The following is a 15737-nucleotide window of genomic DNA, read 5'->3' on the forward strand; positions in this document are numbered from 1 at the left end:
GATTATAAGAAGAATAAAGCACTTTTCAGGAAAATACTGTCTTTGCAAAACGTGATAAGGAACGTCTATTCTGTAATATTGATTTGGAGCATTAGCTGGATTCTATTAGTGACGATCCCAGTTTTCGCCCAGGCATCTCCTGACTCTTCCTCTGTCACACAGCACAGTCAACCGCATATTTCCGAAATTCACTTTACTGAAGATCATAGTAGCCAATTGCCCCAAAATTGGCAGTTTTATCCAAACCAGTTTATTACTGAACCAAGTTCCGTACTTACTCCGCAAGAGGTTCAATTACCCGCTTCATTTAAAGACCTGACCGGTTCAAATATTGGCTATGGAACCTTTATCGGACATTTCAAAATTCCATCAGAATTTATCGGACGTCGGATCGCCGTGCATATTCCGGCTGAATATGGTGCCTATCGAATCTATATCGATGGCAAATTTATTCTGCGTCATGGGGAAATTGCCAAAACAGCAGAAGAGCAGAGAAATGAAAGGGCTCCTCGAATCGGTTATTTTGTTCCTGAGAGTGAATATTTCACCATGAGTATTCAGGCTTCAAACTATACCCATCTGCATGGTGGGATTGAGCAGCCTATACGCATTGGAACAGCCGGAACTATTAACCGTCAGTATCAGCAGCTTATGATGAGCATCAGTATAGTCTGTGGACTGGTGCTTGGGGTGGGTTTTTTTACGATTCTTTTTTCAATGTTTAGGGGATCAACAGAACGCAATAGCAAAAGTATTTTTATCTTTGGCTTGTTCATTATTTTTCTGGCCCTGCATAACTTTTTTGCAGCGCCGTATGCCTATTCGATCGTGACTAAGCTCGGTTGGCTATGGGGAACACGCCTAGAATATCTGTTCACTTTCCTGGCGATTCTATTTTTCCTCAGTTATATGTACCTGTTTAATCAGCGCTATTTGCATCGATTTATTTATAGTGTTGCCGCAGGACTTTTACTACTGAACTGTGTCGTAACCCTGTTGACCGATCCGGAAAATTTTCAACGTCTGGCCTTGTATAGTGCGATTTTCGGGATAGTCGTGGTGGTCAATTTTATCTATGGCTTTTATCAGACTTTACATCATAAAGACAATTATTCGCGCTTGACTCTCTATGCGGTCATTTTTCTATGCCTGACCTTTATAAATGACTATTTATTGCTGATCAATGTGATTGAAAGTGTGCATCTGTCTTTTATCTCGACCAGTCTGTATGCCGTGATCATTATGTTTCAGCAGTCGCAAAATTATGCCCATCAAACCTATGCGACAGAGCAGTTGAATATGAATCTGAAAGAGTTAAATAATTCACTCGATCAGAAAGTCAAAGCACGTACCGAGCAATTACGTGAACTGAATGCCAAACTCGAACATCAGGTGAATATTGATGCTTTGACGGGTGCCTTTAACCGCCGTGCTTTAAATGACCAAATCCAGCAGCAGTTTTTATACTGTCAGCAACATCCACACAGTACACTGATTTTTGCCATGCTCGATGTCGACTATTTTAAAAACTACAATGATTATTATGGGCACTTAAAAGGAGATGAAATTTTACAGAATCTGGTCAAGGTCATTCAGACGGTACTCCCCGAATCCGCGTATTTAGCCCGTTATGGTGGAGAAGAATTTGCGATTCTACTTACTGATGTACCTGTCCAGGCAGCATTTCAATCTCTGGAAAAAGTCTTAATCAAGATTCGCGAACAGCAATTTGAACATTTAAATCGCACAGATGATAAATCCTATGTCACGGTCAGTATGGGCATTTCCTGGATGGATCAAACACATCCCTATCCAGATATTCATGCACTGATGAAAGCGGCAGATGTACAGTTATATGCGGCTAAGCAGGCAGGGCGAGATCAATTTAAAATGACATAAAAAAGTTTTAATTTTAAAAAGCGTATTTATATAAATGATAATTTTCTTCATTTTCCGATTGAGGATTCGGTGAGAAAAATCCATTTTTTTGATAATAACTTAAAGCCGTTTGAGTCGATTGGACTTTAATTTTATGAATATTTTTACGCACTAAGGATTTGTGCATCTGATCAAAAAGCTGAGTGCCAAAGCCGAGTCGCTGAAAACGTGCAGCCACATAGTGCATCAGGATTTCTCCTGTGTCACTGACCAGCAAAAAGCCGACAATCTGATCATTTAAAATATACACCCAGCAGTCGTTATAAAGCATTTCCACAATCAACTGGGCATGATTAAACTGTTCCAGCCAGCGCTGGATCACGCTGTCTTCACGTTGATGATCCAAAATACAGGATTGAATACTGTCGTGGATGACCTGAATTATTTGAGGTATATCTTGAATCTTCCCTTCACGAATCATAATTTTATTCATTTACTCGACCATAAAGAGGGACCTTTTATTTGAAGGAAAATGCTCAAAAAAACAAATACCAATCGTGTAGCTTTTTGAGTGCATTTGCTAAAGAACCAAGAGTTAATGATCAATTCTGTAGTGATTTGTCTGCTTTATTTATCCTGATCAATATTGGTCTTTTGAATTAATTCTAATTTTTAACAAGATTTTAGATTTTCATTTCAAATTAAATACTAGGAAATAGGGCTCAACCAAAGAAAAAATCCAAGAAGATCTAAAAAAATCCTCAAGTTTGCTGTACAAAAAATAGACTTGTGTTAAGTTGAAAGAAGATCGCCAAATCAAGAATTGGCAGACCGTGATAAAAATAAAATTAACCACACGAGATGATCAATGATTCTTAAATTCCTGATTTTTTCATGTCTAGCCCTGATAATTTATGCGATGTGGTTTATCGGCATGAAAATCTATAAAACCCAGCGTTATGTAAAAAGTAAACGTGTCAAAAAAGCGGACCCGATTTCCAGGAATGCTGAAGAGAATCAATCTGAGTCTCAGGAAACATTGCATGTGGTCGATGCCTATGAGCTGGAACTGTTTGATGATGTGGCGCAATTATTTTTCCAACATCAGGTTCAGATTCAGGATCGCAATGAAGCAGAGCAGTTACAGCAGGAATTGCTCCGTAAGATGCCGATGCATACCGGTACACAAATCCGTCAGATGGATTTAGGCGAATGGTCAATTTTCTGGAATTTTTATGACCAGTCACTGGAATATTATGTCGGCCGTTATGGGGTATTTTATGCCCATGTCGACCGTTTCGGCGAGGAACACCGTCAGGAAATCAGAACCGATATTCAACAGGCACGTTATGCTTAAGCAGCTAAATGCTTAAATGCTCTAGAAACTAAAATCAAGCTGCATATTTGAGTTGATGTAATTCGCTGAACTTGGTGAGCACTTCATCCCAGAGCTGTTCTGCGCCCTGACGGAAATAACCCATATGTCCCATATGCTTGAGTCCATAATCAGCTGCCTGAATATTGATATAATGCAACGGAGCCTGACGATAATGTTGCATAAAGGCTTGTCTGGATTCAGGTAAGGCCCAGGCATCATCAAGCGCGGCTACGGCATAAATAGGTGTTTTTACCGCCGCATAATGGGCATGCAGGTCTTTCAGTTCAGGATCGGCAAAGAAATAGGTCGGATTTTTACACCATTTGCGCCACTGACGATAAACATCACGTGGCAAGTCAGCGCCCATATTTAAACGGTTCCATGGCAAATAACCTGTCACTGCCACCATCGGTGGGAAAACAATATTCCAGATTACCTGAACCTTGATTCTTTCAGTTAAAGGCATATAACCATGCCAGCCAGCACCAGTGCCAAAGCAGTACATTGCTTCAATGCGATCATGATATTTGCTTAATCCCAAGGCCTGTCCGCCATAGGAATGGCCAATCATATAGATGTCCAGACCGGTTTGGCTGAGATAATCAATCGCAGCGCTGAGATCATATTGTCCCCAGTCCAGATAGGACATCTTAAAATTCTTTAACCGTTTAGGCGCAGAATTAGCCACCCCACGATAATCAAAAGTCAGTACCTGAAAACCTGCATGTGCTGCATAATCGGCAAAGCGCCGGTAAAAAGCTTGGGGAACACCTGTCGCACAGGCGATGACAATATTGGCTTTGGCATATTCACTGCGGTAAAGCTTGCCGGTTAAGGTATAGCCATCTTCTGCCAGAAACTGCACGGTTTCAACCTGAACTTTTCCTTGTTGCATACTGGATATCCTTATACGTGGATTGAATCAGGGGAGGTGAATCTATATTATTTTTAATCTGATCTAAGCCATGATGTCAAAACTCACGAGTCGTAAATGACATCTATGTTTACCTATATGGCATGTAATCGCCTCATACAAAAGGAAGGGCTGCCTCATGCTGATTGATTTTCATCAGGCACAATTACAGAAATTTATGGCTTTAGCGACTCAGGTTGAAGCTGAACCGGAACACTATTTACAGTTTGATTCCGTTTCTGATTTTTATAAGGCCAGCTGGTTAAAGAAATTTCCTGCGGGTACGGTCTGGTATGCTTCCGGCCTAGATGATGGGGCAGAAGAATTTCATGCGGTCATTGAGTATCGTGAAGTTCAGCTTTTACTCAGCTGTGGACCCTGTATATCTGCAAAAATTGCCTGGAAACATTGACCTCAATGCCAATTTTTCTCAATAAAAAAATAATGACAGCCGATGTAAAATTGACTTAAATAGCTTATCTTCTCTGTCAGATGATTCATTTGACTTAATTTGAGTCCATAACCCCTAATAAAAATAAGGAAAATAGATATGGCCCACCAGTTTACCGTAAATGCAATTATTCGCGGTGTTTCGATTGATGAGTTTAAACGTCTGGCAAATGACATCAGTTTGCATGAAGCGGTTTGTCATCGGATCCCTGCTCAAAATATGGAAATTCTGGTTTCAGAAAAGCAGGGACACCTGTATACCCTGAAACGTGCCTACAATCTGGATGTCAAAATCCCAGATATTGCCAAAAAACTGCTAAAAGATGCATTTCGCTTGCAACGTACCGATGTCAGCAATTTAGAAGAAATGACTTCTGTTGTGGAACTAGGTGCCAATCTGCCAATTGAAGCCAAATGTCAGCGTGCCGTTACAGGTGATGAACAGCAGATCCAGTTCCTGTTGAACTGGACGGTGAATGTGAAAGTGCCTTTGGTCGGTGGCATGCTGGAAAAACATGCCGAAGGTGAAATCCGTAAATTCAGTGAGATCGAGATCAGCATCGTGGAAGATGAGCTACGCAAGAATCTGAAGGCTTAAGCTCGTATTTTTACGCTTAGGAAAAGAGCCTGTGAGTCAGGCTCTTTTTTATTTTAGGCTGTTTTTTCAAATTTGCTGCGGTAAAGCAGGGCAGTAAATAGCGTCACTAGACAAACGGTCCAGATATAGTACAGGGCACCAATATTGCTATATAGGCTCAACCATTGTACCAGTGGCAAGGTGATTCCACCTGCAATCGCATAGGCCAGATTATAGGAAAATGAAATTCCGCTGAAACGGATTTGTGCCGGGAACATTTTCACCATGCTATAGGACACCATGCCCACGGTTCCTGAGCTCAGGCCTAGGAGCATATACAGCATGAATACGGTAGATGCTTCAACATTACCTAGACTGTGATAAAAAATCCCAGCCATTGCCGCGACAAAAATAGAGCCAAGCAAAATCACTTTACCTGCACCGAAACGGTCAGCCAGTACACCCGCAATAATGCAACCGAGCATTTGCATCAGGATCGCAGCACTTTGCATTTTGAATGCATCAGCACGTTCGAAGCCAAAACTGGCCACCAGCAGATTCGGCATCGCCAGAATCAAGACCACCACACAGCCGGTCAGGAACCAGGTAAATAACATCCCAATGCCTACAGCAGTTTTGTGGCTTAATAGTACCTGTTTGACTGGTAATTCTTTCGCCAGTTCTTTTTTCGCCTGCATGGCTTTAAAGACTGGAGTTTCTTTCAAATAACTGCGCAGGTACAGTGCCACAAAACCGAAAATCCCACCCAGAATGAAAGGAACGCGCCAAGCCCAGTCTTTGATTTCCGCTTCAGTGAACTGAAGTGAAATAAATAGCGACATTAGGGCACCAAGTAGAATCCCGAGCGATAGGCCGGCAGTCAGCAAACCATTGGCAATCCCAATTCGGCGTTCTGGCACATGCTCTGACACAAAGGTCCAGGCAGCCGGAATTTCACCGCCAATCGCAATACCTTGAATAACACGCATCAATAGCAGCAGTAATGGTGCAGCATAACCAATACTTTCAAAGGTTGGCATGATCCCGATCATGAGGGTCGGTAGCGCCATCAGCAAGATGGATAGACTGAATAGACGTTTACGACCGATCAGATCCCCAAAATGTGCCATCACCACACCACCGAGTGGGCGGAAGAAATAGCCTGCAGCAAAGATGCCATAGGTATTCAGCATGGCCCAAAATGGACTCAGGGTACTTGGAAAGAACAGTTCGGAAATTAGTTTGGCGTAGAACACATAAATGACAAAATCATAGAATTCCAGTGCGCCACCTAGGGACGATAGTCCGAGGGTGCGTTTATCAGCACGGCTCAGATAGGGTTGTGCATTCATGTGGTCGTTCCATTATTTAATATCCATGACTTGAATGCTGATTTTAAAGAAGGGTTATTTTCTTGAATAATCAATCTTTCTTTGTTTAATCTAAACTAAAAGTTATTAAAATTTGAACGAACGAAATTATTTGGAATATTTTGATTAATTATTTTCCTTTCAGGTGAAGTTTTTAAGGCAACCATAAGCTGGATTTCGACATACTACTTAAAACACAGCTTATCTTTTTTAGACGTATTTATTCATTTTAGTATGATGTTCATTCTGTAATTTTCTCTCTAAGATAGAGTTGGATGAAAAAAATACAGGATAGCGCGATGACAAATACCTTGGCGGTGGCGCAGCAAGGCGAGACCATTTTGACCTTAATTGCCAGTCCGGTCACACAAGCTGAATTTGACAATGACTGGTTGCGGCAATTTAATAGTGCCTTGATGGAAACCATGCAGCAACGTCAGGGTGTGGGCATTGCAGCACCGCAGGTTTATGTCTCTAAACGCATTATTATTGTCGCATCACGGCCCAATTTACGTTATCCAGACGCGCCGTATATGGAAGCTGTGACCATGATCAATCCGGAGATTATCAGTGCTTCAGCTACGCAAGTATTGGGTGAGGAAGGCTGTTTAAGTGTGCCCGAACAAAGAGGGAGAGTAGCTCGAGCAGAAGAGATTCAGGTACGTTATTTTACCTTAGAGGGAAATGAAGTGGTTCAGTCATTCAAGGGCTTTCCGGCACGAATTGTACAGCACGAAATTGATCACTTGAATGGAATTCTATTTGTAGAGAAGCTTGCAGAAGCATAATTACTTGGCTTGAATTGCGGTGCCATAAGCGAAGACTTCAACCATACCACCTTGCATGCCAAGTTCAGTCGTACTGAGACGGATTCCCATAATCTGGTCAGCACCCATTTTTTCTGCTTCCAGTTTTAACCGTACTATAGCTTCACGTCGTGCCCGTTCAACGACACTCTCATAACTGGTCAAACGACCACCTAACATGTTTTGCACATTAGCAATCGCATATTTAAAGTAATCATGTGAAATGACCACATTGCTGCTGATCATATGACCGGGGAATGTAGATTCGTTAAAACGGCTATTAGTGACCCGGATATAAGCTAAACGCTGTTCCTGCTCATCCAGATATTGCAGATGCTTGCGCTCGTTATAGCGACCAAAACCGAAACCCACGCTGAACAGAATGGCAAAAATGACAATCTGTATAATCAATCCGTCCATGCATTAGTTCGCCTGTGGAAATGGATCAGGCAGTTTAGGCATGACTGGATCAGCGATGACTGCTGTGCCATAAACAAACAGTTCAGAAGCACCTTGGGCAATATTTGAGGTAGAAAAACGGATACCCACAATCGCATTGGCACCCATACTGCGAGCTTTTTCAATCATCCGGTTCATGGCTTCCTGACGGGATTCTTCCAGTAATTCGGTATAAGCGGTCAACTCGCCGCCGACAATATTTTTCAGGCCGGCCAGCAAATCACGTCCAACATGCTTACTGCGCACAGTACTGCCATAGACCACATCGATTTGCTGGCGAATGGTATGTCCCGGTACAGATTCCAGATTGCTGAGTAACATTCATATCCCTAAATTAGAAAAAATACTTTGATTATTATTACACTTAAAATAGATAGTTTAGTCATTATAAATTTCTTCAGATGACTCAGGCAGCTGGGGTAAATACTTTGTTTGGATCACCCCTTGAGCTGACCAATAGGGAAGTTCAAGTTCAGTAATACCTTCTGCATAAGAAGCCAATTCATACAATGGATAGACAAATACAATTCCATTGGCATTGAAATAGAAATTATCACTTACTTCAAATGCATTTTGCTCAATATGATGTTGTTCAAGCCACTCACGATTATGTTCGTAAAGTTCAGTTTTGAGTTTTTCTTTGCTTGCAGGTGCCAAAATATCATTTAGGCTTAAACGCTGCTTGGTATTGAGATCAAAAATAACGTAGTCACTATGATGCATACCATGTGCAGCGCCTGCTGGGTAATATTCGGAAAAGTATGTAAAGTTTGCGATATTGTAATGCTGACCGATATAACGTACAGCAGTGGTACTGTAGTTGGTTGATGGCATTTCAGGATCAAGAGTGACCTCTACAGCAGGTGATTTGTCGAAAGCTTCAGCATGGTCTTTTTGTAAACGCTCCAAAAAATATTGGTTTAACCAATTTACATTCGTTTTCACTGTTTGCAGATGATATTTAGTGCAACTGGCAAACTCATCCTCACTGGCTGGATGGCATACTTCATTTTTACTGAGCTGTACACGTTCAGTTTTAGCCTTAATCAACGGTAAGCTTTCTTTTTCAGCGACGGTTTCCGCTGTTGGTTCAGGTTTTGAATCTACTGTATTTTTTTGTTGGCATGCGGTTAAGAAAATTGAACTTACCAAGGCAGATAACAATATTTTTTTCATCGATTTACATTTTATAAAGTGTTAAGTCTCATCCAATTGAGTATACAGATTTCTTGATTCAATAAAATATATCGGCTATTGGACCAACGTATAAAAAAAGCCCACCGAAGTGAGCTTTTCTGAAAAAGAGGTTGAGCTTATTTTGCCTGTTCCACACGACGCTGTTCGGTCACAGATGGGCGATACGGCACAGTGTCTGAGGTGTTAACTTTCAAACCACCACCAAGGCTCTTGTACAGTTCAACCTGGCTGTTCAGATTCGCCTGTTCAAGTAATAACAAACCTTGTTCTGCTGCATATGAAGCACGTTGTGCATCCAGTACAGTCAGATAGCTGTCAATACCGGCACGGAAACGTGCTAGAGACAGGCGGTAAGTCGTGTTAGTCGCATCAACCAGACGGCGTTGAGCAGCAATACGGTCACCAATATTCTGACGTACCGCCAGGGCATCATTCACTTCACGGAATGCAGTCTGAATGGATTTTTCATAATCTGACAGCGCAATTTGCTGATCTGTTTCAGAAATACGAATATTGGCCTGACGTGTACCCCAATCGAAAATTGGAATATCCAGACTTGGGCCTATAGACCACGCAAAACTGCCAGATTTGAACAGATCACCCAGATCCGCAGATGCAAAACCTGCAGAACTCGTCAGGCTGATGGTTGGGTACAGACGCGCACGGGCAGCACCAATATTGGCACCTGCAGCAGACAGACGATATTCAGCTGCACGTACATCCGGACGGTTAATCAGCAGATCACTTGGTAAACCTGCACCTAGTGCCGCATTAGAGGTAATGCGGGTAACACGTTGTGCCGGTAACAGGTTGGCCGGTACAGGTTGACCTACAAGTAGATTTAGCAGGTTTTGTGCCTGAGCCACCTGGGTGCGATAGTTGGCAACATCATTACGTGCAGTTTCAACAGAAATCTGTGCTTGACGTACTGGAAGTTCGCTATCGATTCCCACATCAAAACGTTTCTTGTTTAGGTTATAGGATTCAAGCTGGGCTTTCAGTGTTTGCTCAGCCAGTGCCAGATTGGCATTGGCAAATGAGTAACTGAGCCATGCTTGGGCTACCTGACCGATCAGGGAAATCTGAGTCGCATCACGCGCACTTTGAGTCGCCAGATAAGTATCTAAAGCATTGTCACGCAAGCTACGCACACGACCCCAGAAATCTAGCTCAAATGCAGTTACGCCTAGACCGACATTATAAGTCGTCACAGCGCCACGGCTTTGCGGGTTGTTACTGCCAGTATCCTGACGTAACACGCTGCCGCTCGCACCAATGGTTGGCAGACGGTCATTTTCAGAAATCTGATAAGCCTGTTGGGCACGCTGAATGTTTAATGCGGCAGTACGCAAATCACGGTTATTGGTCAATGCCAAGTCCAGTACCTGTAACAGGCGCTGGTCAGCAAAGAATTCTTTATAACCCTGTTCTGCTACAGAAGTACCTGAAGCATTGGTATAACTGCTTGGGATATTTGCCTCTGCAACGGGCTCTGGGCCACGCATGCTTTGACATGCAGTCAAAGCAAGCGCGAGGGCAGATACCGCAATGCTACGACCTGTAATAGACCATATATTTTGCATTACGACTAGTACTCCTGATTTTGTTGTTTTGGTTTGTATTTAAAGATACTTCGAATCCACACGTAGAATACAGGAATAAAGAAGATACCTAAAAGCGTCGAACTGATTACACCACCGAGGACACCGTAACCGACAGAGTGCTGGCTACCCGCACCGGCACCTGAAGCAAGTGCTAGTGGAAGTACACCAAAACCGAAGGCAAGGGTGGTCATGATAATTGGACGTAAACGCATTTTTGCCGCATGCAGGGTCGCATCAAACAACTCTTCGCCCTGTTCCTGCAGCTCTTTGGCGAACTCCACAATCAAGATTGCGTTTTTCGCAGAAAGACCAATTACGGCAATAATCGCTACCTGGAAGTAGATGTTATTCGACAGGTTCGGGTCTTTAAACAGAATCATACCGCCAAAGGTCAATAGTAATGCACCCACGATACCTAGTGGTACAACCAGAAGAACCGAGAATGGAATTGACCAGCTTTCATACAATGCAGCCAGACACAGGAACACGATCAACAGTGAAAGCGCGTACAAGAATGGTGCTTGTGCGCCAGACTCACGTTCTTCCAGAGACAGACCAGTCCATTCATAGTCGAAACCTTGCATGCCCATTTCAGGAAGCTTGGCAATGATTTCTTCCATTGCGCGCATTGCATCACCTGAGCTCACACCCGGTGCTGGTGTACCCTGAATGTTCATCGCAGATACGCCGTTATAGCGTTCCAGACGAGGCGAACCATAGGTCCATTCGCCGGTTGCGAATGCCGAGAACGGAACCATTTCGCCACGGTTGTTACGAACATACCACTGGTTCAGGTCTTCCGGCATCATACGAGAGCTGGCTTCACCCTGAACGTACACTTTTTTCACACGACCACGGTCAAGGAAGTCGTTAATGTAAGAACCACCCCACGCCATGCTCATGGTGCTGTTAATTTCAGAAATGCTGACACCTAAAGCACCGGCTTGTGCATGATCGACAATCACACGGTACTGCGGGTTATCTTCCTGACCATTTGGACGAACACCTGCAAGACGTTTGTCTTGTGCAGCCAGACCCAGAACAGTATTACGCGCTGCTAAAAGTTGCTCATGGCTTTGACCACTTGCTGCTTTTAACTGCATATTAAAGCCGGCAGATACACCCAGTTCAGGCATTGCTGGCAATTGTAATGGCATGATGTAAGACGCATCTTTCACAATCATGTTCAGTGCCATACCACGCTGGATAATTGCACCGACCTGTGATTCTGGTGTGGTACGTTCAGACCAGTCTTTCAGTTTGATAAATGCCAGACCAGCGTTTTGACCTACACCTGTGAATGAGAAACCAGCCACACTGAAGACAGATTGGACATGATCTTTTTCATTTTCCAGGAAGTAGCCTGTCATGGTATTGATGACTTTATCGGTACGTTCCAAGGTTGCATTTGGTGGCAACTGTACCAGCGTCATCACGACACCTTGGTCCTCATCAGGTAAGAATGAAGAAGGCAGTTTCTGGAAGATCAGCACAATAATCCCGATCACCACCGCATAGATGATACCGGAGAAAATCTTGTGGTGGGTCATACGATTGACACCGCCCTGATATTTCACAGAAACACGGTCAAAGCTATGGTTAAACCAGCGGAAGAAACGCGCAGCCGGGTTGTTGCTTTGCGGCTTGTTCGGATCATGCTGTTTCAGAATGGTCGCACACAGGGCAGGGGTAAAGGTTAAGGCCACCACCAGAGACAGAACCATTGCTGTGACCAGCGTGATTGAGAACTGGCGATAGATAACCCCTGTAGAACCACCAAAGAATGCCATTGGTACGAATACTGCAGACAGTACAGAGGTAATACCGATCAGCGCACCAGAGATCTGTTTCATCGACTTTGCAGTCGCGCTCACAGGATCAAGATGCTCTTCAGCCATGACACGTTCAACGTTTTCGACCACAACGATCGCATCATCGACCAGCAGACCAATCGCCAGTACCATCGCAAACATGGTCAAGGTGTTGATCGAGAAGCCGAAGATATTAATGATTGCAAAAGTACCTAATACAACCACTGGAACGGCCATGGTTGGAATAATCGTTGCACGCCAGTTCTGCAAGAACAGGAACATCACGATGAAGACCAGAATGACCGCTTCGATTAGGGTATGAACCACTGATTCAATCGATAACTGAATAAATGGTGTGGTATCAAATGCCAGTGTATCTACCATCCCTTGAGGATAGTTCGGACGTAACTGTTTTAAACGCTCTTCAACTGCTTCAGCGGTATCCAGCGCATTGGCACCGGTTGCAAGTTTAATCGCAACACCGCCAGCCGGTTTACCGTTGAATTTAGAATCAAACTGGTAGTTGTCTGCACCCAGTTCTACACGTGCGACATCACCCAGACGGACTTGTGCACCTGAAGTAGTATTTTTCAGGAAGATGTTTTCGAACTGTTCAGGTGTTTGCAGCAGACTTTGCGCATTCACCGTCGCATTCAGCACCTGACCTTCAATCTGTGGCGCACCACCTAATTGACCGACAGCCACCTGAGCGTTCTGGGTACGGATTGCCTGAGCCACATCACTTGGAGTCACTTGCAGACTAGCCATTTTGGCTGGATCCAGCCAGATACGCATTGCATAAGAACCACCAAAGACCTGAACTTCACCAACCCCGGCCACACGGCTTAAAGGTTCAGAAATATTTGAGTTCACATAGTCTTTAATGTCATCTGCAGTCAGGCTGCCATCAGGCGAATAGAAAGCTAATACCTGAAGGAAGCTGGCACCAGATTTGGTAACACGTACACCCTGACGTTGTACATCATCAGGCAAAAGTGCAGTCGCTGACTGTAACTTGTTTTGTACCTGTACCTGTGCGATATCAGGATCGACACCCTGTTCAAAGTTTAAGGCGATGGATGCCTGACCGTTACCGGCACTGTTCGAAGAAATATAACGCAAGCCATCCAGACCGTTCATCTGCTGCTCGATGATCTGCGTTACTGTATTTTCTACAGTCGCTGCAGATGCACCCGGATAAGTCGCAGAAATGGTGACTGTCGGTGGCGCGATCGTCGGATATTGAGCAATTGGCATTTTGCTGATGGTCAAAATACCCGCCAGCATAATTACCAATGCAATCACCCATGCAAAAATCGGGCGATGGATAAAGAATTGAGCCATGAACCATTACTCCTTATGCATTTGCAGCAGGTTTTTGTTCAGGTTGTTTCTTTGCATCATCTGCCTTTTTTGCATCTGCTGCAGGTTGCTGTGCAGCTGGTTGAGCAGCACCTTGTGGGGCAGCCGCTTGAGGTTGATAAGGTTTAGGCACCACTTGCTGTTCAGGTTTTACCTTAGCAATACCGTCAACAATCACTTTATCACCCGGATTAAGACCTTCGGTTACGATCCAGTTGCTGCCTTGAGTCCCGACTGTCGTTACTGGACGTGGAGTCACTTTATTATCAGCACCCACCAGCATCGCCATGGCTTGACCAGTAGGCGTACGGGTTAACGCCGCTTGTGGAATCATGAAGGCATTTGGAATTTCACCCTGTACGATTTGCGCTGTGGCAAACATACCTGGCAGAAGTAAATGGTTCTTGTTCGGGAATACTGCACGTAAAGTCACAGTACCTGTTTCAGGGTTCACGCTGGCATCCGAGAATGCAAGGCGGCCTTCGACAGGGTAGATGCTGCCATCTTCAAGCTTTAACTTCACTTTGGTGTTGTTTGAGCTGTTGAGGTTGCCTTTACTTAGCTGTTGACGCAGGCGCAGCAATTCAGCACTGGATTGGTTGATATCTACATAGATTGGATCTAGACGCTGAATCGTAACCAGTGGTTCTGTCTGATTTGCAGTTACTAACGCACCCGCCGTAATCGAAGAACGGTTGGTTTGACCAGAAATCGGGGCACGTACGGTTGAATATCCCAGATTGATTTCAGCATTACGTAAAGTTGCACGGTTGGCATTCAAATCAGCTTCAGCCAGTTTGACCTGTGCTGCGATGTCATCGTATTCCTGTTTAGAAATGGCATTGGTACCGACCAGTTGACGGTAACGGCCTTCTTTAACACGCAATACACCTAAATTCGCTTCAGCACGGGCAATCGCTGCACGAGCATTATCGACAGTAGTACGGTTAGTGCTTGAATCGATTTCATAAAGCGCCTGACCTTCACGGACATAGCTACCCTCAGTGAATAAGCGTTTAAGCACCACACCACTAGCCTGTGGACGTACTTCAGAAATCTCAAATGCTGTTGTACGACCTGAGAGCTCTACAGACTGCTCGACACTTTGTGGCTGTGCAACAAGAATACCGACTTCAGTCGGTGGCATTTGCTGCTGAGCACCAGCTTGCTGGCCCTCTTTAGGATCTTTGCTACAACCAACAAGTGCAAGACTTGTTGCTAATGCGCAAGCAGTCAGGGCGGGTGCCCAAAGCTTTGCAGACATCATTGTTCCACCTCAATTGGATTCTTATCTAAATTTTTTTATTTGTGAGCCGTGCAATATCTGATCCAGACCATATACCACAACGAAATCCAAATAAAACTTATACTCCAGCCGGATATGACATCTGAAGGAAAATGTACGCCTAAGTAAACTCTTGAAATACCCATAATCAGCATCCATGCACCTGCACCCATCCAGATGATGGTATGTCGGGGATGTTGCCGATATATGAATATTGCCAGACAGCCGAGACAGGCTGCATAGACACTATGGGCACTCGGGAAGGAGCTTCCATAGCTTTCAACCAGATGAAAAGACTCTGCTGGTCGAGATCGGGCAATACTGAATTTTAAAAGCCAGCCTAGGAGAATTCCTCCGATAATTCCGATACATATAAAAATTACGCTTGCATACTTTTTATACCACAGTAGAAAAATACACCATAGTGTGGATAAAAATAATACAAATGGCATGCCACCTATCACTGATAAGGACTGATTAATTTGATTTAAAAATTCTGTGCGATAGCCGCTAATCCATTCTATTGCAAGCACATCTAACTGGCTTAAAGTTGCAATATCAAGAAATAACACACTGAAAATTAAAAATAAAATTCCGACAATAAGTAACAAGTAATGCATGCCAAAAATCCTTGTCCTTTTAACCGT

The 15737-nt window shown here is 43.8% G+C and carries 15 protein-coding genes; 5 read left to right on the forward strand and 10 right to left on the reverse strand.

What is annotated here, in order from left to right; genetic code table 11:
- The first annotated feature begins 99 nt into the window (after nt 1–99).
- Complete coding sequence (locus FTV25_RS02560) at nt 100–1899, forward strand: diguanylate cyclase domain-containing protein (protein WP_373683616.1); 1800 nt, start codon at nt 100–102, stop codon at nt 1897–1899.
- Between the two features lie 13 nt (nt 1900–1912).
- Here the strand turns inward: FTV25_RS02560 and FTV25_RS02565 are convergent, their stop codons facing one another.
- Nucleotides 1913–2359 (reverse strand): GNAT family N-acetyltransferase, encoded by a 447-nt coding sequence (locus FTV25_RS02565; RefSeq protein WP_180002160.1) that lies wholly within the window; start codon nt 2357–2359, stop codon nt 1913–1915.
- A gap of 390 nt (nt 2360–2749) precedes the next feature.
- Between FTV25_RS02565 and FTV25_RS02570 the strand changes: the two genes are divergently transcribed.
- The gene (locus FTV25_RS02570) at nt 2750–3235 is read left to right on the forward strand and encodes a hypothetical protein (protein ID WP_180002159.1); all 486 of its coding nucleotides are present in this window, start codon (nt 2750–2752) and stop codon (nt 3233–3235) included.
- 34 nt (nt 3236–3269) lie between these two features.
- Here FTV25_RS02570 and FTV25_RS02575 read toward each other — a convergent pair whose 3' ends face one another.
- Complete coding sequence (locus FTV25_RS02575; protein ID WP_180002135.1) at nt 3270–4151, reverse strand: alpha/beta fold hydrolase; 882 nt, start codon at nt 4149–4151, stop codon at nt 3270–3272.
- 157 nt (nt 4152–4308) lie between these two features.
- On the opposite strand from FTV25_RS02575, the gene FTV25_RS02580 reads away from it, so the two are divergent.
- Both FTV25_RS02580 and FTV25_RS02585 read left to right on the forward strand, forming a co-directional pair.
- Nucleotides 4309–4581 (forward strand): hypothetical protein, encoded by a 273-nt coding sequence (locus FTV25_RS02580; protein WP_004784921.1) that lies wholly within the window; start codon nt 4309–4311, stop codon nt 4579–4581.
- A 138-nt stretch (nt 4582–4719) separates the two neighbouring features.
- Nucleotides 4720–5217: a DUF2505 family protein gene (locus FTV25_RS02585; RefSeq protein WP_004784919.1), complete on the forward strand. Its 498-nt coding sequence runs from the start codon at nt 4720–4722 to the stop codon at nt 5215–5217.
- Between the two features lie 53 nt (nt 5218–5270).
- Here the strand turns inward: FTV25_RS02585 and FTV25_RS02590 are convergent, their stop codons facing one another.
- Nucleotides 5271–6548 (reverse strand): MFS transporter, encoded by a 1278-nt coding sequence (locus FTV25_RS02590; RefSeq protein WP_180002134.1) that lies wholly within the window; start codon nt 6546–6548, stop codon nt 5271–5273.
- Between the two features lie 317 nt (nt 6549–6865).
- Here FTV25_RS02590 and def point away from each other — a divergent pair, with 317 nt between their 5' ends.
- Nucleotides 6866–7354: a peptide deformylase gene (gene def / locus FTV25_RS02595; protein ID WP_180002133.1), complete on the forward strand. Its 489-nt coding sequence runs from the start codon at nt 6866–6868 to the stop codon at nt 7352–7354.
- On the opposite strand, the gene FTV25_RS02600 is transcribed toward def, so the two are convergent.
- The 7 genes from FTV25_RS02600 to FTV25_RS02630 all read right to left on the reverse strand — a co-directional run bounded on the left by FTV25_RS02600 (nt 7355) and on the right by FTV25_RS02630 (nt 15710).
- Nucleotides 7355–7792: a YbjQ family protein gene (locus tag FTV25_RS02600; RefSeq protein WP_180002132.1), complete on the reverse strand. Its 438-nt coding sequence runs from the start codon at nt 7790–7792 to the stop codon at nt 7355–7357.
- 3 nt (nt 7793–7795) lie between these two features.
- A complete protein-coding gene (locus FTV25_RS02605; RefSeq protein WP_004784911.1) occupies nt 7796–8152 on the reverse strand; it encodes a YbjQ family protein in 357 nt (118 codons plus the stop codon).
- Nucleotides 8153–8209: 57 nt separating this feature from the next.
- A complete protein-coding gene (locus FTV25_RS02610; protein WP_159123400.1) occupies nt 8210–9007 on the reverse strand; it encodes an RsiV family protein in 798 nt (265 codons plus the stop codon).
- A 137-nt stretch (nt 9008–9144) separates the two neighbouring features.
- The gene (gene adeK, locus FTV25_RS02615; RefSeq protein WP_180002131.1) at nt 9145–10611 is read right to left on the reverse strand and encodes a multidrug efflux RND transporter AdeIJK outer membrane channel subunit AdeK; all 1467 of its coding nucleotides are present in this window, start codon (nt 10609–10611) and stop codon (nt 9145–9147) included.
- A gap of 5 nt (nt 10612–10616) precedes the next feature.
- Nucleotides 10617–13787, reverse strand: coding sequence for an efflux RND transporter permease subunit (locus tag FTV25_RS02620; RefSeq protein ID WP_159123402.1), 3171 nt, complete (start codon nt 13785–13787; stop codon nt 10617–10619).
- Nucleotides 13788–13800: 13 nt separating this feature from the next.
- The gene (locus FTV25_RS02625) at nt 13801–15072 is read right to left on the reverse strand and encodes an efflux RND transporter periplasmic adaptor subunit (protein WP_179992619.1); all 1272 of its coding nucleotides are present in this window, start codon (nt 15070–15072) and stop codon (nt 13801–13803) included.
- 35 nt (nt 15073–15107) lie between these two features.
- Nucleotides 15108–15710 (reverse strand): phosphatase PAP2 family protein, encoded by a 603-nt coding sequence (locus FTV25_RS02630; RefSeq protein WP_180002130.1) that lies wholly within the window; start codon nt 15708–15710, stop codon nt 15108–15110.
- Nucleotides 15711–15737 lie beyond the last annotated feature (27 nt).

The sequence above is a fragment of the Acinetobacter sp. YH12249 genome (assembly GCF_013417475.1).
Classification (GTDB): domain Bacteria; phylum Pseudomonadota; class Gammaproteobacteria; order Pseudomonadales; family Moraxellaceae; genus Acinetobacter.

Excerpts from the sequence above, each read along its gene's own strand:
- FTV25_RS02565 (WP_180002160.1), bottom strand. The coding sequence starts at position 2,359 with ATGATTCGTGAAGGGAAGATTCAAGATATACCTCAAATAATTCAGGTC.
- FTV25_RS02575 (WP_180002135.1), bottom strand. The coding sequence starts at position 4,151 with ATGCAACAAGGAAAAGTTCAGGTTGAAACCGTGCAGTTTCTGGCAGAA.
- FTV25_RS02580 (WP_004784921.1), top strand. The coding sequence starts at position 4,309 with ATGCTGATTGATTTTCATCAGGCACAATTACAGAAATTTATGGCTTTA.
- FTV25_RS02585 (WP_004784919.1), top strand. The coding sequence starts at position 4,720 with ATGGCCCACCAGTTTACCGTAAATGCAATTATTCGCGGTGTTTCGATT.
- FTV25_RS02590 (WP_180002134.1), bottom strand. The coding sequence starts at position 6,548 with ATGAATGCACAACCCTATCTGAGCCGTGCTGATAAACGCACCCTCGGA.
- def (WP_180002133.1), top strand. The coding sequence starts at position 6,866 with ATGACAAATACCTTGGCGGTGGCGCAGCAAGGCGAGACCATTTTGACC.
- FTV25_RS02600 (WP_180002132.1), bottom strand. The coding sequence starts at position 7,792 with ATGGACGGATTGATTATACAGATTGTCATTTTTGCCATTCTGTTCAGC.
- FTV25_RS02605 (WP_004784911.1), bottom strand. The coding sequence starts at position 8,152 with ATGTTACTCAGCAATCTGGAATCTGTACCGGGACATACCATTCGCCAG.
- FTV25_RS02610 (WP_159123400.1), bottom strand. The coding sequence starts at position 9,007 with ATGAAAAAAATATTGTTATCTGCCTTGGTAAGTTCAATTTTCTTAACC.
- adeK (WP_180002131.1), bottom strand. The coding sequence starts at position 10,611 with ATGCAAAATATATGGTCTATTACAGGTCGTAGCATTGCGGTATCTGCC.
- FTV25_RS02620 (WP_159123402.1), bottom strand. The coding sequence starts at position 13,787 with ATGGCTCAATTCTTTATCCATCGCCCGATTTTTGCATGGGTGATTGCA.
- FTV25_RS02625 (WP_179992619.1), bottom strand. The coding sequence starts at position 15,072 with ATGATGTCTGCAAAGCTTTGGGCACCCGCCCTGACTGCTTGCGCATTA.
- FTV25_RS02630 (WP_180002130.1), bottom strand. The coding sequence starts at position 15,710 with ATGCATTACTTGTTACTTATTGTCGGAATTTTATTTTTAATTTTCAGT.